Source organism: Actinokineospora cianjurensis (genome assembly GCF_003663795.1).
Lineage (GTDB): Bacteria > Actinomycetota > Actinomycetes > Mycobacteriales > Pseudonocardiaceae > Actinokineospora > Actinokineospora terrae.
In genome coordinates this window covers 1,450,279-1,474,638 of record NZ_RCDD01000001.1, presented here as the reverse complement: position 1 = coordinate 1,474,638, position 24,360 = coordinate 1,450,279, and the positions used below count along the sequence as shown (strand labels likewise).

At 70.9% G+C, this 24,360-nt stretch carries 18 protein-coding genes; 11 read left to right on the top strand and 7 right to left on the bottom strand.

Features of this window, described 5'->3' with window-relative positions; all coding sequences use genetic code 11:
* Positions 1 to 429: 429 nt before the first annotated feature.
* Positions 430 to 1,590: a serine hydrolase domain-containing protein gene (locus tag CLV68_RS07070; protein ID WP_121389673.1), complete on the bottom strand. Its 1,161-nt coding sequence runs from the start codon at positions 1,588 to 1,590 to the stop codon at positions 430 to 432.
* Between the two features lie 307 nt (positions 1,591 to 1,897).
* Positions 1,898 to 2,725: a M23 family metallopeptidase gene (locus CLV68_RS07065; protein WP_170224145.1), complete on the bottom strand. Its 828-nt coding sequence runs from the start codon at positions 2,723 to 2,725 to the stop codon at positions 1,898 to 1,900.
* A 578-nt stretch (positions 2,726 to 3,303) separates the two neighbouring features.
* Between CLV68_RS07065 and CLV68_RS07060 the strand changes: the two genes are divergently transcribed.
* The 8 genes from CLV68_RS07060 to purH all read left to right on the top strand — a co-directional run bounded on the left by CLV68_RS07060 (position 3,304) and on the right by purH (position 12,164).
* A complete protein-coding gene (locus CLV68_RS07060; protein WP_121389672.1) occupies positions 3,304 to 4,989 on the top strand; it encodes a hypothetical protein in 1,686 nt (561 codons plus the stop codon).
* Positions 4,986 to 5,255 carry a hypothetical protein gene (locus CLV68_RS07055; RefSeq protein WP_121389671.1) on the top strand — a complete coding sequence of 90 codons (270 nt, stop codon included), beginning with the start codon at positions 4,986 to 4,988 and terminating at the stop codon, positions 5,253 to 5,255. The genes CLV68_RS07060 and CLV68_RS07055 overlap by 4 nt, the downstream gene beginning before the upstream one ends.
* A 167-nt stretch (positions 5,256 to 5,422) precedes the next feature.
* Positions 5,423 to 6,592 carry an ADP-forming succinate--CoA ligase subunit beta gene (gene sucC, locus CLV68_RS07050; protein ID WP_121389670.1) on the top strand — a complete coding sequence of 390 codons (1,170 nt, stop codon included), beginning with the start codon at positions 5,423 to 5,425 and terminating at the stop codon, positions 6,590 to 6,592.
* 5 nt (positions 6,593 to 6,597) lie between these two features.
* Entirely contained in the window at positions 6,598 to 7,488 is an 891-nt protein-coding gene (gene sucD / locus CLV68_RS07045) for a succinate--CoA ligase subunit alpha (RefSeq protein ID WP_121389669.1), read from the top strand.
* A 160-nt stretch (positions 7,489 to 7,648) separates the two neighbouring features.
* The gene (locus CLV68_RS07040) at positions 7,649 to 8,323 is read left to right on the top strand and encodes a DUF5336 domain-containing protein (RefSeq protein ID WP_121389668.1); all 675 of its coding nucleotides are present in this window, start codon (positions 7,649 to 7,651) and stop codon (positions 8,321 to 8,323) included.
* Positions 8,324 to 8,472: 149 nt separating this feature from the next.
* The gene (locus tag CLV68_RS07035; RefSeq protein WP_121389667.1) at positions 8,473 to 9,897 is read left to right on the top strand and encodes a cell division protein PerM; all 1,425 of its coding nucleotides are present in this window, start codon (positions 8,473 to 8,475) and stop codon (positions 9,895 to 9,897) included.
* A gap of 66 nt (positions 9,898 to 9,963) precedes the next feature.
* Positions 9,964 to 10,593 (top strand): phosphoribosylglycinamide formyltransferase, encoded by a 630-nt coding sequence (purN, locus tag CLV68_RS07030; RefSeq protein ID WP_121389666.1) that lies wholly within the window; start codon positions 9,964 to 9,966, stop codon positions 10,591 to 10,593.
* Complete coding sequence (gene purH / locus CLV68_RS07025; RefSeq protein WP_121389665.1) at positions 10,590 to 12,164, top strand: bifunctional phosphoribosylaminoimidazolecarboxamide formyltransferase/IMP cyclohydrolase; 1,575 nt, start codon at positions 10,590 to 10,592, stop codon at positions 12,162 to 12,164. Before purN ends, purH begins: the two co-directional genes overlap by 4 nt.
* A 37-nt stretch (positions 12,165 to 12,201) precedes the next feature.
* On the opposite strand, the gene CLV68_RS07020 is transcribed toward purH, so the two are convergent.
* Entirely contained in the window at positions 12,202 to 12,951 is a 750-nt protein-coding gene (locus CLV68_RS07020) for an acyl-CoA thioesterase (protein WP_170224144.1), read from the bottom strand.
* A gap of 678 nt (positions 12,952 to 13,629) precedes the next feature.
* Between CLV68_RS07020 and CLV68_RS07015 the strand changes: the two genes are divergently transcribed.
* From CLV68_RS07015 to CLV68_RS07005, 3 genes are all read left to right on the top strand, one after another.
* Positions 13,630 to 14,103: a hypothetical protein gene (locus CLV68_RS07015; protein WP_147459896.1), complete on the top strand. Its 474-nt coding sequence runs from the start codon at positions 13,630 to 13,632 to the stop codon at positions 14,101 to 14,103.
* Positions 14,104 to 14,153: 50 nt separating this feature from the next.
* Positions 14,154 to 15,647: a DNA polymerase Y family protein gene (locus tag CLV68_RS07010; protein ID WP_211346518.1), complete on the top strand. Its 1,494-nt coding sequence runs from the start codon at positions 14,154 to 14,156 to the stop codon at positions 15,645 to 15,647.
* Positions 15,648 to 16,464: 817 nt separating this feature from the next.
* Entirely contained in the window at positions 16,465 to 19,761 is a 3,297-nt protein-coding gene (locus CLV68_RS07005) for an error-prone DNA polymerase (RefSeq protein WP_121389662.1), read from the top strand.
* On the opposite strand, the gene CLV68_RS07000 is transcribed toward CLV68_RS07005, so the two are convergent.
* From CLV68_RS07000 to CLV68_RS06985, 4 genes are read right to left on the bottom strand one after another with little or no spacing between them, the layout of a single operon-like run.
* Entirely contained in the window at positions 19,754 to 21,760 is a 2,007-nt protein-coding gene (locus CLV68_RS07000) for a tetratricopeptide repeat protein (protein ID WP_121389661.1), read from the bottom strand. The genes CLV68_RS07005 and CLV68_RS07000 overlap by 8 nt on opposite strands.
* A 13-nt stretch (positions 21,761 to 21,773) precedes the next feature.
* A complete protein-coding gene (locus tag CLV68_RS06995) occupies positions 21,774 to 22,340 on the bottom strand; it encodes a TIR domain-containing protein (RefSeq protein WP_121389660.1) in 567 nt (188 codons plus the stop codon).
* Between the two features lie 49 nt (positions 22,341 to 22,389).
* Entirely contained in the window at positions 22,390 to 22,815 is a 426-nt protein-coding gene (locus CLV68_RS06990; protein WP_121389659.1) for a protein-tyrosine phosphatase family protein, read from the bottom strand.
* Between the two features lie 42 nt (positions 22,816 to 22,857).
* On the bottom strand, positions 22,858 to 24,315 hold the full coding sequence (locus CLV68_RS06985) for an aldehyde dehydrogenase family protein (RefSeq protein WP_121389658.1): 1,458 nt from the start codon (positions 24,313 to 24,315) through the stop codon (positions 22,858 to 22,860).
* Positions 24,316 to 24,360 lie beyond the last annotated feature (45 nt).

Genomic DNA, 24,360 nt, shown 5'->3' with positions numbered 1-24,360 from the left:
GGTTGGGCGAGGTCGCCGCACTGGTCTCGCACCGTGCTCCCGCGCCGAGTTCACCCGGTTCAGGGACAGAAGTTATCCACATGTGGATCTTCGAGGCCCTGTTTCAAGATCGACTGTCGGTGGGTGCCGATAGACTGGCACTGGGACGCCCCCCGGAGTGGGTGGGGGCTGGGCAGGGTCGGGACCGCGTGCGCGCGAAGCGGTTCCGGTGGGGGAGTCTGCGGCTGGTGGGGGTACCTGCGGCCGGTTGGATTACCTGTTGTCGGCTGGGGACCCGCCGTCGGTTGGGCTACCTGTCGTCGGTAGAGGGACCTGAGGCCGGTTGGGTTTACCTGGTGTCGGTTGGGACGACTTGGGCGGATGGGATGTCGGGCGCGCGGGTGGGCGCCGGGCCGGGGACCTAGTGGAAGTGGCGGACCTGGGACTGGGTCAGTCGAGGGCTTGGTAGGCGGAGGTCAGGAAGTCGGAGTAGATCTTGGGGCCTGCTGGGGAGGTCCATGCCTGTTGGGTGAGCAGGATGGTGATGAGGTCCTCGGTCGGGTCCACCTGGCCGGAGGTGCCGAGGCCGCCTTCCCAGCCGTAGCGGCCGGGGGTTTTGTGGAGGTCGTCGCGGGTGGTGATGATGCTGACGCCGAAGCCCCAGGTTGCGGTGTCGAAGAAGCCGTCGACCAGGCCGCCGCCTGCTTTCTGGGCGCTGGTCAGTTGGTCCGAGGACAGGGTCAGCACGGACGGGCGGGAGAGGACCGGGGCGCCGCCGCGGCGGAGCATGGTCAGGAAGGCGCGGTAGTCGGCGGCGGTGCTGACGAGGCCGCCCGCGCCGGAGTGGAAGGCGGGCGGGGTGCTCCACTGGCCGCCCTCGGCCGGGTCGTAGACGGCGCGGTCGCCACTGTCCGTGGTCGTGTACGCGGTGGCCAGCCGGGTGATCTTGTCCGGTGCGACGTGGAAGCCGGTGTCGGGCATGCCGAGCGGGGTGAAGATCCGTTCGGCGAGGAACGCGCCCAGCCCCTGCCCGGTCGCGCGTTCGATGAGGACACCCAGCACGTCGTAAGCCGTGTCGTACCACCACCTCTCGCCGGGGTGGCTGAGCAGCGGGAGTGTCCCGAGTAGCCGGACGAACTCGCCGGAGTCCGGTGTGGACGCCGGGTTCGGCGGTCCCGGCTCGAACCCGGCCGCGGCGATGGCGGCCTGGACGGGGTGGGTGCCGGGCGCCGCCATGAGCACGCCGTGGCCGAAGGTGGAGTTGAGCAGGTGACGCAGGGTGATGGGGCGGCGGGCCGGGACGGTGTCGTCGACCGGGCTGTCGAGCGAGCGCAGCACCCGCGGCGCCGCCAACTCCGGGACGAGGTCGCCGATCGGGTCGTCGAGCCGCAGCACGCACTCCTCGACCAGCACCAGCGCGGCGACGGCCGTCACGGGCTTGGTCATCGAGGAGATGCGGAAGATCGTGTCGGCACCGGCGGGGAGGTCGCCGAGGACGCTCACGTGGGCCTCGCCGCGGTGGTCGAGCAGGGAGACGACCCCCGGCACGGCCCCGCTGTCGACGTGGCGCGCCATGACGTCCCGGTGCCGGGTCAGCCTCACCTGGTCCATGTCCGCCAACCTAGCCGGGGCCCCGGAATTGTCGTACCCCTGCGGTTCACTTCTCCCATGGCCAGCACAGCGGTTGACACGTCGGATGGGAACACGGTCGGGTGAAAAAGGGTTTCGTCGGACGCAGGAGGGGGCATTCTGCTAGTGGACGGTGAGCAGCAGCGCACGGTGTCGACCCAGGCAGGGTGACGGCCGAGCGCCACAACTGAACAGCGCCGAGCGAGACACCCAGCCGCGGTGGCCAGCGCCGCCGGTCGATACCGGACCGAGGGCAGTGCCCGTGGGGAGTTACAGCGCCCGTGGGGAGTTACAGCGCGATCCCGCGCGAGGCCAGCCACGGGGTGGGGTTCATCTTGCGCCCGTCCGCGTCCCAGATCTCGAAGTGCAGGTGCGGGCCGGTGGACTGGCCGCGGTTGCCGATGTGGGCGATCAGCTGGCCCGCCTTGACCTTCTGGCCCTCGCGCACGACGTAGTCGTTGACGTGGCCGTAGACCGAGATGGTGCCGTCAGCGTGCTGCACGCGGACCCAGAGGCCGAAGCCGCTCGCGGTGCCCGCCTCGACCACGACGCCGTCCGCGACGGACAGGATCGGGGTGCCGATGCGGTTGGCGATGTCGACGCCGTAGTGGGTGACGCCCCAGCGGGCGCCGAAGCCGGAGGTGAAGGTGCCGACGGCCGGGCGGACGTACTTGGGCCGGGCTGCCTCGTCCTGCTGCGCCTTGAGCGCGGCGGCGCGCTCGGCCTTGGCCTGGGTGAGCCGCTCGGTGGTGGCCATCTTCTGGGCCTCGAGCGTGCCGTCGGCCTGACCGGCCAGCGCGAGCAGCTCGGGAGCGGCGGGTGCGTCACCGCCCATGCCCATCGAGGCGGATGCCTGCCGGACACCCGCGACCGGGACGATCTCGTCGGCAGCGGCGCCGGTGGTGGCGCCGTCGCCGGAGACGGCGTGGATCGTCTGCCCGGCGGCAGCGGCGGCGAAGGCGCCGACCGCGACAGCGGCGACGACCACGCGGCCGCGCAGGGCGGACGACGGTGGGGCGATCCGGTGAGCACCCTTCGCGCGGCGGGCGCCGCGGTCGAGCGCTTCATCGAGCGTGGCGAACTCGTGTTCGCCACCGGTGGAGCGATGTCGGGACAAGACCTAGCCTTCCGCCTTCGGGGAGTTCGATCGCGTCGACACCTGCTCGCCGGGGGGACGGGCGTTGGTGCGGGGCGTACCGGGCGGGGGACCCGGCTGAGGAGGTTTCCGACTGGATTCCTCCCCGGCCCTATTCGTGACCGGACTGTGACAACGGACCCGGGGACAGTAACGGGGCGGCAGCGCCGCAGGCAACATCGGTCACCCGGATCTCATCGGACGCCCTACGGGCAGACCGCGACACCCAGCGGTAATTACGCAAAGTTAACCCGAAGTCACACCCTTAGTGTGAGCTGCGTCTCCGTTCAATCGGCCATCCGGGTGGCAACCCGTTTTCCGGCCGCCCCCTCGGGCGGTCGCCCCAGGTCACGGCCGGTGACACCGCGCAGCGACACTCTCGCGTTCACCCACATGCGCTCCTCCAGCCTCACGGAGGCCCTCGGCGGCGCTCACTAATTCTGTGTACGCACCGCACACGTCGAGGCAGGCGACAGAGCGGACAAACAAGACGGTGCCGCAGGGGGTCCGGCAGCACGCTGGGCCGCGCCGGAACGATCTGCTTGCTAGCGTTGCCCGCGATGACTCTGCGGATCACCACCCCGCCCGCCGCCGATCCGGCCGCCGACGCCAGCCCCGGCCCCCGGATCGGGTGGGCGGAGAGCCCGGCCCGGCTGCGGCTCGCCTTCGCGGTGGCCGCGGCGGGTGCGGTGGCCCAGGTCGTGGGCCCCCTCGTCGGACTGGTCGACGCGTCCCCGGCCGCGGCGTTCGCCGCGGTCCCGCTCCTGGTCCTGCTCGCGGTGCTGCCGCCGGTGGTGGCGACGGCGCTGGCGATCGCGGGCAGGCCGATCGTGGCGGCCGGTGTGCTGGTCGGCGCGGCACTGCTGACCCCGGGCCGGTTCCTCTGCGACCTGCAGTTCCTCCTCGACCCGCTGGTCGTGTCCCGGCCCGAGGTGATGGTCCCGACGAGCCTCGCCCCGCTGCGGGCTGGCGCCGGGTTGTGGGTCCTGCTCGTCGGCCACCTGCTGGTGATCGCGGCCGGGCTGATGGCGGCCAACCGCGCGGGTGCTCCCTACGGGACCCCTTACGCCGCCGAGCTCGACGACGAGGTGCGGCACCGGTCCGCGCCCCTGGGTCTGGTGGCCGGGGTCGCCGCCGCGTTCGGACTCCAGCTGCCCCCGTTCACTTCGGGCAACGCCTTCCTGCTGGCCGAGGGCCTGATCGACAGCCCGTGGCTGCTCCGGTTCGCCCTGCTCGCCGCAGGGGCCGGTGTGGTCGCGGCCGCCCTGGTGGGTGCCGGGTCGCGGCCGTCGGTGGCGCGCGGGGTGAGCATCGGGGCGGCGCTCGGCGTGCTCGCGATCACCGCTCCGCAGATCGCCGCCGGGCTGTGGGTGGCCCTGCTCGACGCCGCGCCGGGGCCGTACGTGGCCCTGCTGTCCGCGGCGGGACTGGCGGTGTCCGTGTGGGTGACCACGCGGGCGCACGGCAGGTCGGAGCCGGTCCGGATCGCGGGCGTGCTCGGTCTCCTCGCGGGCTTGGCGGCCATCGCGGCGGGCACCACCACCGTGATCGCCGTCAACGGTGTCGCCCAGGAGACCTACTCGAACCGGTTGTTCCTGCCCGCGGGCATCCTCGTAGCCGCGTTGGCCCTACCTCTTCTCTTCAGCAGAACTGCGACCCCACTGCGACCGGCCTTCGCCGCCGCGCTCGCCGCCGTCCCACTCGCGGGCATGTCCACACTGGACGCGGTGGTGACCGCGACCGCGGTGGACGCCACGGTCGGCACCGGCGCGGCGGTCTGGTTCACCGCGGCCGCTGGCGCGCTCGCGGCGGCCGCCGCGGTCGTCGCGCTGGTCGCGGGCAGCGCCGAACGCGGCGAGGTCGAGGAACGGCCGCTCGACCTGGTGCTGGTCGCCCCGCTCGCGGTCGCCGGGCTGCTCGCCGTCGGCGCGTTCGGGCTGCCCGTGGTCAAGGCGACCGGCCTGGTCCCGCCGGGCATCTGGACCGAGTTCCGGCTGGCCTCGCTCGGCCTGCTGCTCGCCGCGCTCACCGTCGTGGTCGCGGTGGCGCTGACCCCGCTGTCGCGGCCGCAGCGGGCGGGCGCGCTGCTGCTCGGGTGCGCGGGCCTGGTCGGCGTGCGCGTCCTGGAGTACCCGCTGACCGCCGCGCGCGCCGCCGGGTCGGTGCCCGGCCCCGGCCTGTGGCTCTCGCTGGCCTGCGCGGGGGCGCTGGTCGTCGCCGGGTTGATGGTGCTGAGCCGCCGGTGAGGATCGTGCTGGTCAGCGACAGCAGCGCCACAGTCACCTCTATAGCGACGCAGCTAAGAGACCACGGCGTCGAGGTCATCTACCTGGTCGACACAGACCCAACCAGGCTGGTGCGCACGGCAGTGCAAGAGGACGCCGACGCGATCGCGGCACCGGCCCCTCTAGGGGCGATCACCGCGCTGTTGGCGGAGAATGGTGCCGCCGACATCGCCGTGGTCGGCGTGGACTCGATCGTGTCCTGGGTGGTCGACACGGCCGGTGAGTGACATCACCACCGGTCGTGACGGACCTCACCGGATGCGAAGTGTCAAGCCCCATCCCACGTCGCTAGGGTTCCCGTGTCGTCCGACAGCGCGACGTTCACCCAAGCCTGTCGCCAAGAGCAGCACGTCCCACAGCAGCACGTCGACACCGTAAGTCAGGAGACTGTCGAGTGGACCTGTACGAGTACCAGGCGAAGGATCTCTTCGCCGCCCACGGGGTCCCGGTCCTGCCGGGCGACGTGGCAAGCACCCCCGAGGAAGCACACGCGATCGCGCAGCGCCTCGGGCAGACCGTCGTCATCAAGGCGCAGGTGAAGACCGGCGGCCGCGGCAAGGCGGGCGGGGTCAAGCTCGCCGACGACGCCGACGGCGCCAAGGAGAAGGCCGAGGCGATCCTCGGGCTCGACATCAAGGGCCACATCACCCGCAAGGTGCTGGTGACCGTCGCCTCCGACATCGCCGAGGAGTACTACTTCTCGTTCCTGCTCGACCGCGCCAACCGCACCTTCCTGGCGATGGCCTCGGCCGAGGGCGGCATGGAGATCGAGCAGCTCGCCGTCGAGCGCCCGGACGCGCTGGCCAAGGTGCCGGTGGACGCCATCAAGGGCGTCGACCTGGACACCGCGCGCGACATCGCGACCCAGGCGAAGATCCCGGCCGAGGTGCTCGAGCAGGCCGCCGAGGTCATCGTCAAGCTGTGGGAGACCTTCGTCAGCGAGGACGCCACCCTCGTCGAGGTCAACCCGCTGGTGCGCGACCCGCAGGACAAGGTCATCGCCCTCGACGGCAAGGTGACCCTGGACGAGAACGCGTCCTTCCGCCAGCCCGGCCACGCCGAACTGGTCGACAAGGAGGCGGAGGACCCGCTGGAGGCCGCGGCCAAGGCCAAGGACCTCAACTACGTCAAGCTCGACGGCCAGGTCGGCATCATCGGCAACGGCGCGGGCCTGGTCATGTCCACCCTGGACGTCGTCGCGTACGCCGGTGAGAAGCACAAGGGCGTCAAGCCCGCGAACTTCCTCGACATCGGTGGCGGCGCCTCGGCCGAGGTGATGGCCAACGGGCTGCACATCATCCTGGGCGACCCGGACGTGAAGTCCGTCTTCGTCAACGTCTTCGGCGGCATCACCTCCTGCGACGCGGTCGCCAACGGCATCGTCGCGGCGCTGGAGATCCTCGGCGCCGAGGCCACCAAGCCGCTGGTCGTGCGCCTCGACGGCAACAACGTGGAGGAGGGTCGGCGCATCCTCGCCGACGCCAACCACCCGCTGGTGACCGTCGTCGACACCATGGACAACGCGGCCGACAAGGCCGCCCAGCTCGCGGCTGCGGGGGTCTGACCCAGATGGCTATCTTCCTGACCGAGAACAGCAAGGTCATCGTCCAGGGCATCACCGGCTCCGAGGGCACCAAGCACACCGCGCGGATGCTCAAGTCCGGCACCAACGTCGTCGGCGGGGTGAACCCGCGCAAGGCGGGCACCAAGGTCGAGATCGAGGGCCAGTCGCTGCCGGTGTTCGCCACCGTCGCCGAGGCGATCGCCGAGACCGGCGCGGACGTGTCGGTCATCTTCGTGCCGCCGAAGTTCGCCAAGGACGCCGTCCTGGAGGCCATCGACGCCGAGATCGGCCTCGCGGTCGTCATCACCGAGGGCATCCCGGTGCACGACTCCGCCTACTTCTGGGCGCACGCGGTCGCCACCGGGCACAAGACCCGGATCATCGGCCCGAACTGCCCCGGCCTGATCAGCCCCGGGAAGTCCAACGCGGGCATCATCCCGGCGGACATCACCGGCCCCGGCAAGATCGGCCTGGTGTCCAAGTCGGGCACGCTGACCTACCAGATGATGTACGAGCTGCGCGACATCGGCTTCTCGTCCGCGGTCGGCATCGGCGGCGACCCGATCATCGGCACCACGCACATCGACGCGCTCGCCGCGTTCGAGGCCGACCCCGAGACCGAGCTGATCGTGATGATCGGCGAGATCGGTGGCGACGCCGAGGAGCGGGCCGCGGCCTACATCAAGGAGCACGTGACCAAGCCGGTCGTCGGCTACGTCGCGGGCTTCACCGCCCCCGAGGGCAAGACGATGGGCCACGCGGGCGCCATCGTCTCCGGCTCGGCTGGCACCGCGCAGGCGAAGAAGGAGGCCCTCGAGGCCGCCGGGGTCAAGGTCGGCAAGACGCCGTCGGAGACCGCCGCCCTCGCCAGGGAGTTGTTCACCGCGCGCGGTTAGTCCGCCGCGGTGGGTCGTGGGGCCGGGCGCTGGTAGCGTCCGGCCCCACTTCGCTTCATCCGTTCGGGAACCGGCACCGACCGGCCGACGTCGAACGGGAAGGGATGGGCTAGCGTTTTCGCTGGCTCTGATGTTTCTTCGTCGCTGAGGAGAGCACGCGATGACCTACCCAGGTGCGCCGGGCGGATACCCGGGGCCGGGACAACCGCAGCCCCAGCCGCAGCCGGGCTTCGGACCGCCGCCGGTCGGCAGCAGGTTCACCCTGGCGCAGACGCTGAACCTGCTGGTCATCGGGCTCGGCGCGCTGAACCTGTTCCTCGGGTTCGCGCCCGCGTTCAACGCCGTGAGCTTCTACGAGAGCGTCGGTGGCGGCTGGATCCCCGGTCTGCTGTTCGCGGGCGGTCTGCTCGCGCTGCCCGCGGTGCTCCCGGGTGACAAGAAGGTCGGTGTCGCCTCCATGGCCGTCGTGCTCGGCACGACGCTGGCGTTCCTGTTCTCCGTGTTCGCCATCTCCGCCGAGATCAAGGCGGGTGGCATCCTCGTACTGGTCTTCGGCCTGCTGCAGTCGGGTCTCGCGGTCGCCGCGTTCCTGTTCGAGGCGGGCCTGCTCAAGCCGCCCGCGCCGCGCCAGCACCACGGGCACTTCGGCCAGCCCGGTGGCTACAACCCGCCGTCGGGGCAGTTCCAGCAGCCCTACGGCCAGCCGCCGGTGCAGCAGCAGCCACCGCAGCAGCAGCCGGGCGGGCAGACCACCTTCGCCCCGCAGCAGGGCCAGTTCGGCCAGCCGCCGCACGCGCCGGGCACGCCGCCCGGCGGGTACCCGCAGCAGGGCTGACACACCTCTTCGCCGGAACGGGCGGGGTGGCACGGGAAACCGGCCGCCCCGCCCGTTCCGCGTTCCCGGCGCGCACCGGCGCTCACCGGATGGGGTCACGGCGGCGTGCCTGACCCGATCGGAGCAACCCGGATGTCAGAGTTGGCGGCATGCCGCACACCGACCTGCTGGAGGCCGAGGACCGGGTCGAACTCCCCCGGTCCCTGCGGGTCCGGGTGCTCGCGGTCGCCGCGGTGGGGCCGCTGCTCACCGGGTACGCCGCGGTGGCCGCGGTGTTGGCGCTGGTCACCGCGATCGCGCCGCGGGCGCTGTTCACCACCTCCGGGGTGCTGGCGGCGGCGGTGCCCGGCTGGCTCGGGGCGCACCAGGTGCCGGTGCGGATCGAGGGCCACGAACTGGGTGCGTTGCCCCTGCTGCCCACGCTGTTGGTGTTGGTGCTGGCGTGGCGGACGGCGGCGGCAGCGGCGGACCGGTTGGCGGTCGAGACACCTCGGGAAGCCGGTCAGGTCGTGGGGGCGATCGTCGGCGCGCACGCCGTGGCGGGGTTGTCGTTGGCGTTGTTGTGTTCCGACGGCACGGTCACGATCGATCCGTTGGCAGGGTTGTACTACCCGGCGCTGTTGTCCGGTATCGCTGCTGTGGCAGGTGTGTTGCCGCGCGCGGGGTTGTCGCACATGTTGTCCGACCGGATGGACGCGATAGCGCTCAGGGGCCTTCGAGCCGGTTTGCTCGCGGTAGCGGCGTTGTTGGCGTCTGGCGCGGCTGTCCTGACTCTGGCGTTGGCGCTGTCTTTCCCGACCGTGAAGCACCTGTTCGCGGTCGAGGGCATCGGCGGCGGCATCGGCATGTTGTTGCTGTCGTTGGGCTACCTGCCGAACGCGGTGGTCGCGGCCACGGCGTTCTCGGCGGGGCCCGGGTTCTCGCTCGGCTCGGTCGTCGTGTCGCCGGTGGACTTCCACGGTGGCGTCGTACCGCCGCTGCCGCTGCTCGGCGCCCTGCCGGAGCACGGGCAGGCGTGGTGGCTGCTGCTGTTCGCGTTCCCCGCCGCGGTGGGGACGCTGGTCGGCTGGGTGCTGCGGGAGGTCGACGAGTCGCCCACCGTGCGGGTGCGGGCGGTGGTGGTCGCCTCGGTCGTGGTGGCGATGGCGTTCGCGGTGCTCGGCGGCGCGGCCGGTGGCGCGCTCGGCGGTGGCCCGTTCCACCCGCTCGACCTGCGGGCGGCGTGGCTGTCGGTGGCGCTGGTGGCCTGGGTCGCGCTGCCCGGCGCGGTGGTCGCCTGGACCGCGGGGCCGCAGCCGCCCCGCGCGGAACCGGTGCCGGACGAGGACTCCGACCAGGACCTCGACGACGCCGAGGAGTTCGAGGAGTCCGAGGACGAGCCGGACGATGTCGACGAAGTCGAGGACGCTGACGAACTCGAGACCGCTGATGGCGAGTCGGCGGAGGTCGAGGACGTGGCTGACCCCGACACCGACCCCGCCACCATCCCGGCTGACGACCGCGAGGACCCGGGCGGCGCCGAGGAGCCCGCGGCGAGCGCGGACACCGGGGACGAGCAGGCATCGGGGCGCTGACCAAGATCGACTGCGCACGGCTTACGCTGGGCACACCCCCGTTCCGGCCGTCGCAGGAGACCACGCTTGAGCGTTCACCACCCGCCAACCGCGCCTGCCAGGGTCGTCGTCCTGGTCTCCGGTTCCGGCACCCTGTTGCAGGCCCTGCTCGACGAGTGCGCGCGTCCCGGGTACCCGGCCGCCGTCGTCGCCGTCGGCGCTGACCGCACCCGCATCGAGGGGCTGGCCAGGGCCGAGCGCGCGGGGATCGCGACGTTCACCACGCGCACCCGCGACCACGCCGACCGCGACGCGTGGGACACCGCGCTGACCGAGGCGGTCGCGGCGCACGAGCCGGACCTGGTGGTGTCGGCGGGCTTCATGAAGATCCTGGGGTCGGCGTTCCTGGCCAGCTTCGGCGGCCGGATGATCAACACGCACCCCGCGCTGCTGCCCTCGTTCCCCGGCGCGCACCCGGTGCGCGACGCCATCGAGCACGGCGTGCTGGTCACCGGGGCCACCGTGCACCTGGTCGACGGCGGCGTGGACACCGGGCCGATCATCAGCCAGGAGCCGGTGCCGGTCGAGGTCGGCGACGACGAGGCGGCCCTGCACGAACGCATCAAGGCGGTGGAGCGGCGGTTGCTGGTCGACGTGGTCGCCAGGATGACCGCGGACGGCTACACCGTGGACGGACGAAAGGTGAGCATCCCGTGACCGTTACCGAGGTCGAGCGGCGGCCGATCCGCCGCGCGCTGATCGGCGTGTCGGACAAGACCGGCCTGCTGGAGTTGGCGACCGGCCTGCACGCGGCCGGGGTGGAGATCGTCTCCACCGGGGGCACCGCGAAGACCATCGCCGACGCCGGGGTCCCGGTGACGCCGGTGGAGGAGGTCACCGGGTTCCCCGAGTCGCTGGGCGGCCGGGTCAAGACGCTGCACCCGAGGGTGCACGCCGGGCTGCTGGCCGACATGCGCGACCCCGCGCACGTCGCGCAGCTCGACCAGCTGGAGATCGCGCCGTTCGACCTGCTGGTGGTCAACCTGTACCCGTTCGTCAAGACGGTCGCCTCGGGCGCGTCGCCGGAGGAGTGCGTCGAGCAGATCGACATCGGCGGGCCCGCGATGGTGCGCGCGGCGGCGAAGAACCACGCCAGCGTCGCCGTCGTGGTAGACCCCTCGCGCTACTCGTGGCTGTTGGAGCAGGTCGGCGCGGGTGGCTTCACCTTGCCCGACAGGCAGTCCCTCGCCGCGGCGGCGTACCGGCACACGGCGTCCTACGACGTCGCTGTGGCCTCTTGGATCGGCAGCACGCTCGCGCCGGACGACGAGGGTTCCGGTTTCCCCGGGTGGGTTGGCGCTACCTGGCAGCGCAAGAACGTGCTGCGGTACGGGGAGAACCCGCACCAGAGCGCCGCGCTGTACGTGCAGGGTGACGGTTCGTCCGGGTTGGCGACGGCGACGCAGCTGCACGGCAAGGAGATGTCCTACAACAACTACGTCGACGCTGATGCTGCCTGGCGCGCGGCGCACGACCACGCCGCGGCGTGCGTGGCGATCATCAAGCACGCCAACCCGTGCGGCATCGCGGTGTCCGACGTGGACATCGCCGAGGCGCACCGCAACGCGCACGCCTGCGACCCGACCAGCGCGTTCGGCGGCGTGATCGCCAGCAACCGCGAGGTCAGCCTGGCAATGGCCGAGCAGGTCGCGGAGATCTTCACCGAGGTCGTCGTCGCCCCCGCCTACGCCGACGGCGCGGTGGAGGTGCTGACCCGCAAGAAGAACATCCGGGTGCTGCTCGCCGAGCCGCCGCGCAGGCTGGGCGCCGAGCTGCGGCCGGTGTCGGGCGGGCTGCTCGTGCAGACCATCGACACCATCGAGGCCGAGGGCGACGAGCCTGCCAAGTGGGCGCTGGCGACCGGGCCCGCGGTGGACGACGCCACCCTGGCCGACCTCGCCTTCGCCTGGCGGGCCGTGCGGGCGGTGAAGTCCAACGCGATCCTGATCGCCAAGGGCGGCGCGACCGTGGGCGCGGGCATGGGCCAGGTCAACCGGGTGGACGCGGCCAAGCTGGCGGTGGCCCGCGCCGGGGACCGCACGGTGGGCGCGGTCGCCGCGTCCGACGCGTTCTTCCCGTTCCCGGACGGCCTGGAGGTCCTGGTCGAGGCCGGGGTCAAGGCGATCGTGCAGCCGGGTGGCTCGGTCCGCGACGCGGAGGTCCTCGCGGCCGCCGAGGCGGCCGGGGTGTCGGTGTACCTGACCGGGACCAGGCACTTCGCGCACTGACGTTGTCGTGGGGGCGGGGACTCGCCCGCCCCCACGGTCAGCCCTGGAGGATGCGGCGGGTCTGGCGGCCGGTGGCGACGAGTTCGCCCGCGCGGTTCCACACCTCGCTGGCGTCGACGCACCAACCCGCGCTCGCGTGTTCGGTGTGGATGCGCGCGAACGCCCACTCGCCCGCGTCGAAGGTGTGCGCCGCCTCGGTGAAGTGCACGGCCAGTTCGACCGTGGGGATCGGGACCGGGGTCGTGCGTGTGGCATAGAGCGCTGGCGCGAGCACGTCCAGAAGCACCGTTGCCGCTGACTCGGGTCGAGCGGGCGGGGCAACAAGGCGGACCCAAGAGGTCAGGACAGGACTGTCGCCGCCACTGAGCGGAACACCGCCTACCGGCCGGAACTCGATGTGCTGCGCGAACGGCACAAGATCCGGCGGCAGCGTGAACGGCGCCAGGGTGTCGACATCAGGGACGTCCGGCAGAGGGATAGCCGGGCTGCCTGGCCCGTGGTCCCCACCACCGAAGGTAGCCGTAGCGAGCAGGGCGAGTTTCTCGCCTGCTTCCAGGCGCGCGATAACGGTCGAGCTGCTGCGGCCCGCCTTGACCAGGTCTGCCGATACGTGAACCTCGTCGGACCGCACTGCCGACAGGAACGACACGTGCACGGCTCGGGCCGGTAGTCCCGAGACCAGCCTCCCCGCGTGGTCGAGCGCTATGCCCGCCAAGAGGCCACCGTGGGCACCGGTCCAGGAGCGCCAACTCTCGTCGACGCGTTCGACATCGGCCAGGACGCTCATGGCGGCACACCTCGTGGTCAGTGGTTTTACGCAACCGACCATAGTGCGGGGTGGGGGTCGGCGCGCCGAGATCTACGTCATGCGCGACCCGCCCCGGACCGGTTTGACAGCGGGTCCGGGTGGGGTATTCTTCGGATGTCGAACACCTGTTCGAGTCGGGCGGTCGGAGTCGAAGCCGGTCGCCCGGGAACCGCCGTCTCCCCACGGCAGACCACGCGCGAAATGAGCGGCGCGCGCGGTGGACCCGTGGGAGGTATCGCGGTGTGGTCGCTACCTGTTCCCGGCGCGGGGAAGTACTCGGGCGCAGGTAGCGACCACTTTCCATTTCCCGGCGTGCCCACCACGGCACGCGTCGCCTTGCGACACCCGATCGGTCCGTCAGCGCCATCGGCGCGGAGCGGCCCTAGAACCCTCCAAGCCCCAACGCGCCCACGGCGCGCTTGCCTCACCCTGCGGCGGCTGAGCATGTCGGCGCACTCGAGCCCACAGCCCTTTCGCGTCGAACCAGGCACCCTTGCCGGTCCGCGCGTTCTCCCTGTCCACCAAGGCTTGTCGAGCCTGTTCCCCTGGGGCGGCTTGCGGCGCGGTGGCACGGTCTCGGTCCAGGGGTCGTCCGGGCTCTTACTCGCTTTGCTCGCAGAGGCAAGCTCACAGGGGTCTTGGACTGCCGTAGTAGGCATGCCCAACCTGGGGATGTTGGCCGCATCCGAGGCAGGTATGGCTGTCCAGCGCATCGCCCTGGTACCGCAACCTGGCGCGGATCTCACCGCGGTCGTCGCGGCACTGCTCGACGGGTTCGACATCGTGGCGGTGGCCGCGAACCGGATCGGCGACCAACTCGCCCGCAAGCTGTCCGCGCGCGCCCGCAGCCGGGGCGCGGCACTGATCGCGGTCGGTCCGTGGCCGGGTGCCGAACTGGAACTGACCGTGGCGCACGGGCGCTGGTCGGGCCTGCACGACGGCCACGGGTATCTCGGCAGCCACTCGGTCGAGGTGCGCGCCAGTGGTCGCGGCGCGGCCGCCCGACCCCGGCGGACCACGTTCACCTTGCGGGGTGAGACGCCCTTGACGACACCGCCGTTCGAACATATGTTCGACCACGGCAGCGCTGCCATCAGCGACAACGACACCGCTATCAGGAGAACACCGTGACCCGCCTGCTCGTCCTCTGGTGCCCGGACTGGCCGGTCGTGGCCGCGGGCATGGCGGCGGGGCTGGCGGCGGACGCGCCCGCCGCGGTGGTCTCGGCGAACCAGGTGGTCTCCGCGAACGCCCAGGCGCGCCGCGAGGGCGTGCGCCAGGGCCTGCGCCGCCGGGAGGCGCAGGGCCGGTGCCCGGATCTCGCGGTGCTGCCCACCGACCTCGACCGGGACGCGCGGTTGTTCGAGCCGGTGGCGGCCGCGGTGGAGGAGTTGGCGGTCGGTGTCGAGGTGGTCGCCCCCGGGGTGGTCGCGGTGCCCGCGCGGGGGCCGTCGGGGTACTTCGGGTCGGAGGAGTCGGCCGCCGAGCGGGTGATCGACCAGGTGGCGACCCGCACCGGGGCCGAGTCCCAGGTCGGCGTGGCGGACGGGTTGTTCGCCGCGACGCTGGCCGCGCACCGGGGTCTGGTCGTGCCGCCGGGTGAGAGCGCGCGGTTCCTCGCGCCGCTGGACATCCGCGAACTCGCCGACCGCCCCGACCTGGTGGACCTGTTGCGGCGGTTGGGGATCCACACCCTGGGCGCCTTCGCCGCGTTGTCCCACAACGACGTCACGTCCCGATTCGGCGCAGACGCCGGTTACGCCCACCGCCTCGCCAGCGGCTTGGAGCAACGCCCCCCTTCGCGCAGACGACCACCGGTAGACCTATCGGTCACACTCAGCCCTGACCCACCGATCGACCGAGTCGACGCTGCCGCCTTCATCGCCCGCACCTTGGGCGAGAAGCTGCACAACCTGCTTTCTTCCCACGGCCTGGCTTGCACCCGCCTGGCCATCCACGCCAGCACCGCCAACGGCGAGGACCTGACCCGCCTCTGGCGCTGCGCGGATCCTCTTACCCCGTCCGGCATCTCCGACCGTGTCCGCTGGCAACTGGACGGCTGGCTCCGCAGCCCTGCCCGCCCGTCAGCCGGAATCACCCTGCTACACCTAGAACCCGAGGAAACCGTCGACGGCCACGCCCTCCAACTGGGCCTATGGCAAGGCGGCAACGACGAACAAACCTCCCGCGCCTCCCGAGCAATGATCCACGTCCAAGGTCTCTTAGGCCAAGAAGGCGTCCTCACCCCCACTATCAACGGCGGCCGCTCCCCCAGCGACCAGGTAACCCTGACCCCTTGGGGCGACGAACAAACCCCCACCACCTCCCCCGACCTCCCCTGGCCCGGCCGATTACCGAGCCCATCACCGGCAACGATCCCCACACAACGCGTCCCGGCGACGGTGCTGGACCGCGATGGCGGGGAGGTAGGGGTAACCGGGCGGTTCACGCTTACCTCGCAACCGGATGAGGTAGCGGTTGCGGGCAGCACCCGGCGGGTAATCGCGTGGGCGGGGCCGTGGCCTGCGGACGAACGCTGGTGGGAGAAGGACAACGGGAGGCGACGGGCGCGGTTGCAGGTGCTGCTGGCCGAGCAGTCCGAAGTAGACAACCAGGACGCGCTGCTCCTGGTACGCGAGAACGAGAAGTGGTCCGTGGAAGGAATCTACGACTGATGTCCCCGACTGACCCGATTCTGGATGAGTGGCTTGATCTGTTCGACCTGGCTGAGCTGATTCCGGTGCAGCGGAGGTCGCCGGAGGAGACGAGGACGGAGTGAGGGGTGGGGCGCTCCGTGGGGTTGTCCACAGGGTGGCTGCTTGCTCTGACCGGTTTGTCGGTGCCGCTCGGTAAGCTGTATATCGGGGGGTGCTTTGGCGGGTTTGATCTTGAGCTGGGGGCAGTCCGGCTCTTGTTCTCGGCTTCGCCGTCGACGGTAAACGCCTCGCCTGCGGCATTGGCCGGGGCGCGAGAAAGCGAAGAGCTCGATGCGGCGAACTTGTTTTGCGCGGGGCCCCTACAACAACCGTGGCAGAACCACAAAGCAGGGGCCCAAAAGCAGGCCCTGCCGCGTGAACGACGCTACGGCTGCTGTCCCCCCACACAAAACAAGTCCACCCCATCGAGCCTGCCTGGCACCAGCGACTCCGAGGAGCGGTGTTCGGCCAACGTTGTTTAGGGGCGCGTGGTCGGCCAACGTCTGTGAGGGCCGGGTGGGGACCAATGCCCGGGAGGGGCACGTTGGGGCCAACGTTGTAGAGGGGCACGCAGGGGCCAACGATCGCGAGGGCCGGGTGGGGACCAGCGCCTGGGAGGGGCACGGTTGGGCCAACGATCGTGAGGGGCGCGTCGGGGGCGACGTTGCAGAGTCTCTACGGGTTGGGAGTGGGACTTCGAGGGCGCGGTTGGGCAAACGACCGTGGCGGACGCGTAGGGCCAACGGCGCGGAGTCTCTATCGGGGCTCCTGGGGCAACGGACGTGGAGGGGGTCGCGTGGGGTGGAGTAATCCGCCGGTTCGGTGGTCGGAGTTGGAGAGGATTTTGTCCGGGCGGCCGCCGGCGGTGGGGGATGGGGGGGATAGTCCGGCGTGGACTCGGCAGCGGGAGCGGTTTTTCTCGGCGGTGGGGGAGGTGGTTGCCGATAGTGGCGGCGGGGAGGGGCGGGTTCCTTACGCGGAGTTGCACTGTCACAGCAACTTCAGCTTCCTCGATGGCGCTTCACATCCCGAGGAGTTGGTGGAAGCCGCAGCGTTGCTGGGGCTTGATGCCATTGCGATCACCGACCACGACGGGATGTACGGGGTCGTTCGGTTTGCCGAGGCGGCAAGGGAAGTGGGGGTCAGAACAGTCTTCGGTACCGAGCTCAGCTTGGGGTTGACGGCTCCGCAGAATGGGGTTGCTGATCCTGAGGGGGAGCATCTCCTCCTCCTCGCGGCCGGGCAAGAGGGTTACCACCGGCTGTGTCGGGTGCTCACTACGGGCCATCTCGACGGTGAGGAGAAAGGCAAGCCGCTCTACGATCTGCGGGCGGTAGTGGAAGAGACGCGGGATCACTGTGTCGCTCTCACGGGTTGCCGCAAGGGGGCTGTTCGTAAGGCGCTCAGCGAAGGTGGTCCTACCGCAGCGTTTGAGCAGTTGCGGCTACTCAAGGTCGCTTACGGCGAGGACCGCGTCTTCGTCGAGTTGGTCGACCACGGTTACCCCACGGACTCCAAGCGCAACGACCTTCTCGCGGGCATGGCGACTGATCTAGGTCTACCGACCGTCGCGACCAATGCTGTGCACTACGCGCATCCCGGGCGGGGGCGGCTGGCGGCGGCGATGGCGGCTGTGCGGGCGCGGCGGAGTCTGGAGGAGTTGGAGGGGTGGTTGCCGCCCGCGCCTACGGCTCATTTGCGTACTGGGGCGGAGATGTCGGCGCGGTTTGAACGGTATCCGGGGGCGGTGCAGCGCGCGGCGGTGTTGGGTGTCGCAGTGTCGTTCGACCTAGAGGTGGTGGCGCCGAAGCTGCCGCCGTTTACCGTGCCGGACGGGCATGACGAGGTGACTTACCTGCGTGAGCTGGTGCACCTGGGCGCGGCCAAGAAGTACGGGTCGGCGGCGGAGGCGCCGAGTGCGCACGCGCAGATCGCGCACGAGCTCACGGTGATCGAGGAACTCGGCTTCCCTGGCTACTTCCTGGTGGTGTGGGACATCGTGCGGTTCTGCCGGGTGAACGGGATCCTCTGCCAGGGCCGGGGGTCGGCGGCGAACTCGGCGGTCTGCTACGCGCTGGGGATCACCAACGTCGACGCCGTGCGGTGGGAGTTGCTGTTCGAGCGGTTCCTGGCCCCGGCGCGGGACGGGCCGCCGGACATCGACCTGGACATCGAGTCCGACCGCAGGGAGGAGGCCATCCAGTACGTCTACGCCAAGCACGGCAGGCGGCACGCGGCGCAGGTGGCGAACGTGGTCACCTACCGGGCCAAGTCGACGGTGCGGGACATGGCGCGGGCGCTGGGGTACTCGCCGGGCCAGCAGGACGCGTGGAGCAAGCAGATCGACCGGTGGGGCCCGCTGACCAGCACCGTCGGCGACAACCACCTCGACGTGCCGGACGCGGTGCTCGAGCTGGCCGGGCAGCTGGAGGACTTCCCCCGGCACCTGGGCATCCACTCCGGCGGCATGGTGATCTGCGACCGGCCGGTGAGCGAGGTGTGCCCGGTCGAGCCCGCGCGGATGGCCGACCGGACCGTGCTGCAGTGGGACAAGGACGACTGCGCCGCTGTCGGGCTGGTGAAGTTCGACCTGCTGGGGTTGGGCATGCTGTCGGCGCTGCGCTACATGGTGGAGATGGTGCGCGACCACCACGGCGAGGACGTCGACCTCGGCGCGCTCGACCTGGCCGACGCGGGCGTGTACGAGATGTTGTGCCGGGCCGACTCCGTCGGTGTGTTCCAGGTGGAGAGCCGCGCGCAGATGGCGACGCTGCCCCGGTTGCGGCCGGAGGAGTTCTACGACCTCGTGGTGGAGGTGGCGCTGATCCGGCCCGGTCCGATCCAGGGCGGGTCGGTGCACCCGTACATCCGGCGCAAGAACGGCAACGAGAAGGTCACCTACGACCACCCGCTGCTGGAGAAGGCCCTGCACAAGACCAAGGGCGTGCCGCTGTTCCAGGAGCAGCTGATGCAGATGGCCGTCGACATCGCCGACTTCACCCCGGCGGAGGCCGACGAGCTGCGCCGCGCGATGGGCGCGAAGAGGTCCACCCGGCGGATGGAGCGGCTGCGGGAGCGGTTCTACGCCGGTGCCGCCGCGCACGGGATCGACGAGGAGCTGGCCGGGCGCATCTACGCGAAACTACTGGCGTTCGCGAACTTCGGCTTCCCGGAGAGCCACGCCCTCAGCTTCGCTTACCTTGTCTTCGCCAGCGCCTGGTTCAAGCTCTACTACCCAGAGGCGTTCTGTGCCGCCCTATTGCGCGCGCAGCCGATGGGGTTCTACTCGCCGCAGTCCCTGGTAGCCGACGCACGCCGCCACGGGGTAACAGTGCTCGGGCCGGACATCAACGCCAGCATCTCTTATCCCATCCTCGAACCGGCGGGTGAACGACCTGCCATCCGCCTTGGCCTAAGCACCATCCGCAACATCGGCGAGAAACTAGCCACCCGCATCGTCGAGGCCCGCAGCGAGACCCCCTTCACCGACATGACAGACCTAGCGCGCCGCGTTGAACTGACCCGTCCCCAGATAGAGGCGTTGGCTACTGCGGGCGCTTTCAGTTGCTTCACCCCACACAGGCGGGAAGCCCTATGGACCGCAGGTGCCGTTGTCTCCGAAGGGAAGGGCCACCTCCCCGGCACGGTCGTTGGCGCTAACGCCCCCACCCTGCCCGGCATGGACACCCTGGACCAAGCCATAGCCGACGTCTGGGCCACCGGCATCTCCCCCGACAGCTTCCCCACCCAGTTCATCCGCCCCTACCTGGACCGTCTAGGCGCCCTCTCCGTGACAAAGCTGTCCACAGTAGACAACGGCACCCGGGTCCTCCTGGGCGGCGCGGTGACCCACCGCCAACGCCCGCAGACCGCGGGCGGGGTGACCTTCCTGAACATCGAAGACGAAACCGGCATGGTCAACGTCGTCTGCTCCCCCGGCCTCTGGACCCGCTACCGCCGCGTAGCCCGCACCAGCGCAGCCCTCCTGATCCGCGGCACCCTGGAGAAGCACGAGGGCGTGATCAGCCTCTACGCCGACCACCTCCAGACCCTGCACATGCGCATAGAAGCCAAATCCCGCGACTTCAGGTAGCCGGGAACCCCTCCAGGCTGCCCAAATCGTCGTCGACAGCCCTGACCTCCTTGGCGCCGATCGCCTGGAAGCAGTCGCGGGCCGCCGACCACCACCTCGCCGCCCCCTGCGGATCACCGGTCGATCGGGCCACACCACCGAGCCGCCACAGGGCAATGCCCTCCTCGCGCAGGCTCCGCGCCTTCCTGCTGTAGTCGACCGCAAGATGGTGGGCGACCTCCGCGCGTGCGTAGTGCTCGGCACTGACGAGGACAAGCCCGAGGGTGTTGCAGGCTTGGGCAGCGTCGAGGTACAGGTCCATCGACACCGCCAGGGAGATCGCCTCTTCCGCGTGACCGACGGCTTCCGCTGTCATCCCGAGTTCCGACTCCACCCGGGCCATGCTCCGCACCGTGATGCCGACGTTGCGGCCGAGCCCGTGATCGCGGTAGTAGGCGAGGGCTTCCTGGTGGTTGGCCAGCGCGGCCACGAAGTCGCCCTGCCTGCGGAGAACGGCAGCGAGGTTGACCAAGGCGTTGCACCGGCCGTGCGAGTCGCCGACCTGGCCGAACAGCTCGCCCGCGCGGCCGTAGTGCTCCGTCGCCTCATCCAGGCGACCGGCCTCCACCAGTGCCATCCCGAGGTTGTTGCGGGTGAGCGCCTCAGCAGCGAGATCCCCGAGCCTGACCGCGGCGGCCAACGCGGCGGTGTGCGTCCGGATCCAGGCGTCGACGCGCTTGGTGAAGTAGAAGTACCCGCGCACGGCGTAGGCCAGCCGCCACCTCCGGTGGTCGAGCCGCTCGTCTCCCACAGCGCACAACGCCACGATGTTCGCCAACTCCACGTCCACCCAGGCCAACGCCGAAGCCCGGTCGCCGACACCGCCTCGAAGGGTCCACGGCGGGCGATACCGCCCCGGCGAGACAAGGTCATCAGCGTGATCGGCGGCAGCGGTGAAGTAGTCGAAGGCACGGTCCAAGAAGGTGACCGGGTCGCTCACGAGCTCACGCGCATAGCTGCGCAACAGGTCGTGCGGTTCGTACCGCCCGGCCGCGCTCTCCACCAGCAGACTCGCCCGCCGCAGTGAACGCACCGCAGCCTCGGCCGCCTCGCTCGGCAAGCCGGAGATCGCGCGGATGGCGGCCGCGTCCAGGCTGCCGCCCGGGAGCGCGCCGAACAGCTGGAAGACGATCCGCGCCTCGGCCTCTAGGTGGTCGTAGGACCACGAGAAGACCTTGCGCAACGCCACGGTCGAACCGTCCTCCAAGTCGAACAGGTCCAACGACAGCGGCGCCCGATCCCCCGCGACGAGCCTGCACCCGGCCAGTCGCAGCGCCAGCGGGAGCCCGGCGCAGAAGCGTGCCAACTCGTCGACCTCACGAACGTCCGCGGTGCCCACGGCCTCCGCCACCAAGGCCACCGACGCGACGTGGTCGAGCCTGGGCACCTCCACGGCCGTCACCGGGAAGTGCACCGCCAATCCCGGCAGGGCTACCCGACTGGTGACCACGACCGCGCACCGGGACTCGCCGGGCAAGAGCGCGCGCACCTGGTCAACCGACCGCGCGTTGTCCAACACGACGATCGCCCTGCGCCCGGCCATGAGCGTCCGGAACGTCGCCTCCCGCTCCACCGCGGTCAACTCGTCCGGCCGCTCGATCCCCAGTGCCCGCAGGAAAGCCGCCAACACCTCGGCCACCCCGCGCGGCGCCGCCGAGGCGAACGCCCGGAGGTCGACGAACAACTGCCCACCCGGGAACCGCGCCGCCGCCCGACGCGCCCACCACACCGCCACCGCGGTCTTCCCGACACCCGCCATGCCCGACAACACGACGATCCCACCCTCGGCCAGCGAGTCGTCCACCAGCGCGAGCAGGCCGTCCCGCCCCACCAAGGGGTGCCCGGCCAACGGCAACTGTCGGGGAACGGGGGTGGGCACCGCCCCGATCGACACACCACCGTGGATCGCGGTGGCCTGGAGCGCGTTCCCCTGCACAGCGCCGATGGAGAACCCGGTCACGACCCGCCGTGCCTCACGAGGTCGCGGCACCCTGCTCCGAGAGGACGGGCGGGGTGAGATCGCCGGACACCAGCCAGTCCTTGCCGACGGTGTCGACCGGGCACCCGATGGCCTTGAGGCGGTTGGCCAACTCGACCCGCTTCTGCGGGCTGTTGTCGAGCCGCACCTTGAAGCGCCCGTCCAGGTCGGTGAAGCGGCGCACCTTCCCGAACTCCACCAGCACGGTCAACTCGGGGCAGCGCCCGAACGCGACGCCCGCTTCGAACACCACGTTGGGCCTGGCCTGGCCCGTGGCCAGCAACTCCGGGTCGTCCTCGTCGTCGGCGTGGGCGGTGTCGAGTCGAACGATGTCGTCCGGGGTCAACAACACGACAATGGCGTGCTGCCCACCGATGAGGGTGTCCACGGTGTCCCAGATGTTCGGCGAGCCGTCGGGCACCCGCGCCTGGGCTTCGCCCCACTCGATGGGTCTGAGGCCGATGGCGCGCAAGAAGTCGAAGAACTCCCGCCGGGCCTTCTTGTTGCGACCGTGGATGACGAAGACGTCTCGGCCCAGGCTTCTCGCAGCAACTGAACTCACTGGTCAACGCTAGCAGCGGAGACCGACGAGGCACCGGATCGACATGGGCTCAGGTAGTCGGGAACCGCTCCACCCAACGCTTCTGCCACGGGGTTTCGACCGCACGCGGCAGGTAGTGCTGTCGTGTCCAGGCAACGGCGTCAGTGGGCGCTACCCCGCTCAAGATGGCCAAGCACGACAGGACTGTCCCCGTTCGGCCGACTCCCCCGCCGCAAGCGATTTCCACGACTTCGCCGCCTGCCGCGCGGGTGTGGGTGGCGCGGATCAGTCGGATGGCTTCCGAGCGGTCTCGGGGGAGGAGGAAGTCGGGCCAGTCGATCCAGGAGTGGGGCCAGGTGAGGGTGGGTTCGTGGCGGCGCAGGCGGGAGCCGCCGAGGTAGAGGCCGAAGTCGGGGGGTGTGCCGGTGCGGGGGCCGGTGCGCAGGCCCCTGGCCTCGACGGTGACGCCGTCCGGGAAGGTGATCGAGCTGGTCATCCCGGTACGACTACCAGAGGGATGACCAGCTCGGCAAAACCACTACAGGTCGATCCCGGACAGGACCATCACCTGTTCCTCGGTGAAGTCGTCCATCGCCGAGCGGAGGCCCTCGCGGCCGGTCCCGGAGCCCTTCACGCCGCCGTAAGGCATCTGGTCGGCCCGGTAGGACGGGACGTCGCCGATGACGACGCCGCCCACCTCCAGGTCGGCGGATGCCTGGAACGCGGTCTGCAGGTCGCGGGTGAACACGCCCGCCTGGAGCCCGTAGTCGGTCCCGTTCGCGACCTCGAACGCCTCCGTCACCGTGTCCACGACGGTCACCACGAGCACCGGCCCGAAGACCTCCTCGCAGGACACCTTCTCCGCCGCCGGAACACCGCTGAGGACGGTGGGCTCGACCGTCGCCCCCGTGCGCTTGCCCCCGGTCAGCAGCGTCGCCCCGGCCGCCACCGCCTCGGTCACCCAGGTCTCGACCCGCTCGGCGTTGCGCTCGTCGATCAGCGGACCGACGTCGACGTTCGGGTCGTGCGGGTCGCCGGTGCGCAGGGCCTCGACCTCGGCGACCAGCTTGGGGATGAACTCGTCGGCCAGCGACCGGTGCACCACGACCCGCTGGACCGCGATGCACGACTGCCCGGCCTGGTAGTTGCCGAAGGTGGCGATCCGCTTGGCGGCGAAGTCCAGGTCGGTCCAGTCGGGGCACAGGATGGCCGCGCTGTTGCTGCCCAGCTCCATCACCACGTGCTTGCGCGGGGCGGCCGCGCTGATGCCGTGGCCGACGCCGGTGGAGCCGGTGAACGAGATGACCGGCAGCCGGGGGTCCTCGATCAGCGTCGCCATGTCCGCGCCGCGCACCGGCAGCACCGAGAACGAGCCTGCCGGCAGGTCCGTCTCGGCCAGGATCTCGCCGAGCAGCAGCGCGGACAGCGGGGTGGCCGACGCGGGCTTGACGATCACCGGGGCGCCGACCGCCAGCGCCGGGGCGACCTTGTGCGCGACCAGGTTGAGCGGGAAGTTGAACGGCGCGACGGCCAGCACCGGGCCGCGCGGGCGGCGCCGGATCAGGCCGAGGCGGCGCTCACCGGCGACGTCGGTGTCGAGCCGTTGCAGCTCGCCGACGTGCCTGCGGGCCTCCTCGGCGGCGAAGGTGAACACCGACACCGCCCTGGCCACCTCGATGGTGGACCACTTGAGCGGCTTGCCGTTCTCCGCGGTGATCGTCTCGGCGATCTCCTCGGTGCGGGCGGCCAGTGTGCGCGCGACGTGCGCCAGCGCGCTCGCCCGCACGTGCGCGGGCACCGAGCGCAGCGGCTTGGCCGCGGCGGCCGCGGCGGCGATGGCGGCCTCGACGTGCTCGGGGCCGGGCACCGACACCGTCGCCACGTCGGTGCCGTCGTAGGGGTGGCGCACCTCGATGGTGTCGTCGCTGCTGTGCGGTCTGCCCGCCACCCAGAACGGGCGCGGCTTGGCGACCACGGCGTCTTGTTCGTCGGTCATGACGCAACGGTAGGCCGCGTCCGGGTGCGGGGCTTGGCCGAGAAC

Bases quoted from the DNA above. Each gene is read 5' to 3' on its own strand.
- CLV68_RS07070 (WP_121389673.1), bottom strand. From the start codon at position 1,590: ATGGACCAGGTGAGGCTGACCCGGCACCGGGACGTCATGGCGCGCCAC.
- CLV68_RS07060 (WP_121389672.1), top strand. From the start codon at position 3,304: ATGACTCTGCGGATCACCACCCCGCCCGCCGCCGATCCGGCCGCCGAC.
- sucD (WP_121389669.1), top strand. From the start codon at position 6,598: ATGGCTATCTTCCTGACCGAGAACAGCAAGGTCATCGTCCAGGGCATC.
- CLV68_RS07040 (WP_121389668.1), top strand. From the start codon at position 7,649: ATGACCTACCCAGGTGCGCCGGGCGGATACCCGGGGCCGGGACAACCG.
- CLV68_RS07035 (WP_121389667.1), top strand. From the start codon at position 8,473: ATGCCGCACACCGACCTGCTGGAGGCCGAGGACCGGGTCGAACTCCCC.
- CLV68_RS07020 (WP_170224144.1), bottom strand. From the start codon at position 12,951: ATGAGCGTCCTGGCCGATGTCGAACGCGTCGACGAGAGTTGGCGCTCC.
- CLV68_RS07015 (WP_147459896.1), top strand. From the start codon at position 13,630: ATGCCCAACCTGGGGATGTTGGCCGCATCCGAGGCAGGTATGGCTGTC.
- CLV68_RS07010 (WP_211346518.1), top strand. From the start codon at position 14,154: ATGGCGGCGGGGCTGGCGGCGGACGCGCCCGCCGCGGTGGTCTCGGCG.
- CLV68_RS06990 (WP_121389659.1), bottom strand. From the start codon at position 22,815: ATGACCAGCTCGATCACCTTCCCGGACGGCGTCACCGTCGAGGCCAGG.
- CLV68_RS06985 (WP_121389658.1), bottom strand. From the start codon at position 24,315: ATGACCGACGAACAAGACGCCGTGGTCGCCAAGCCGCGCCCGTTCTGG.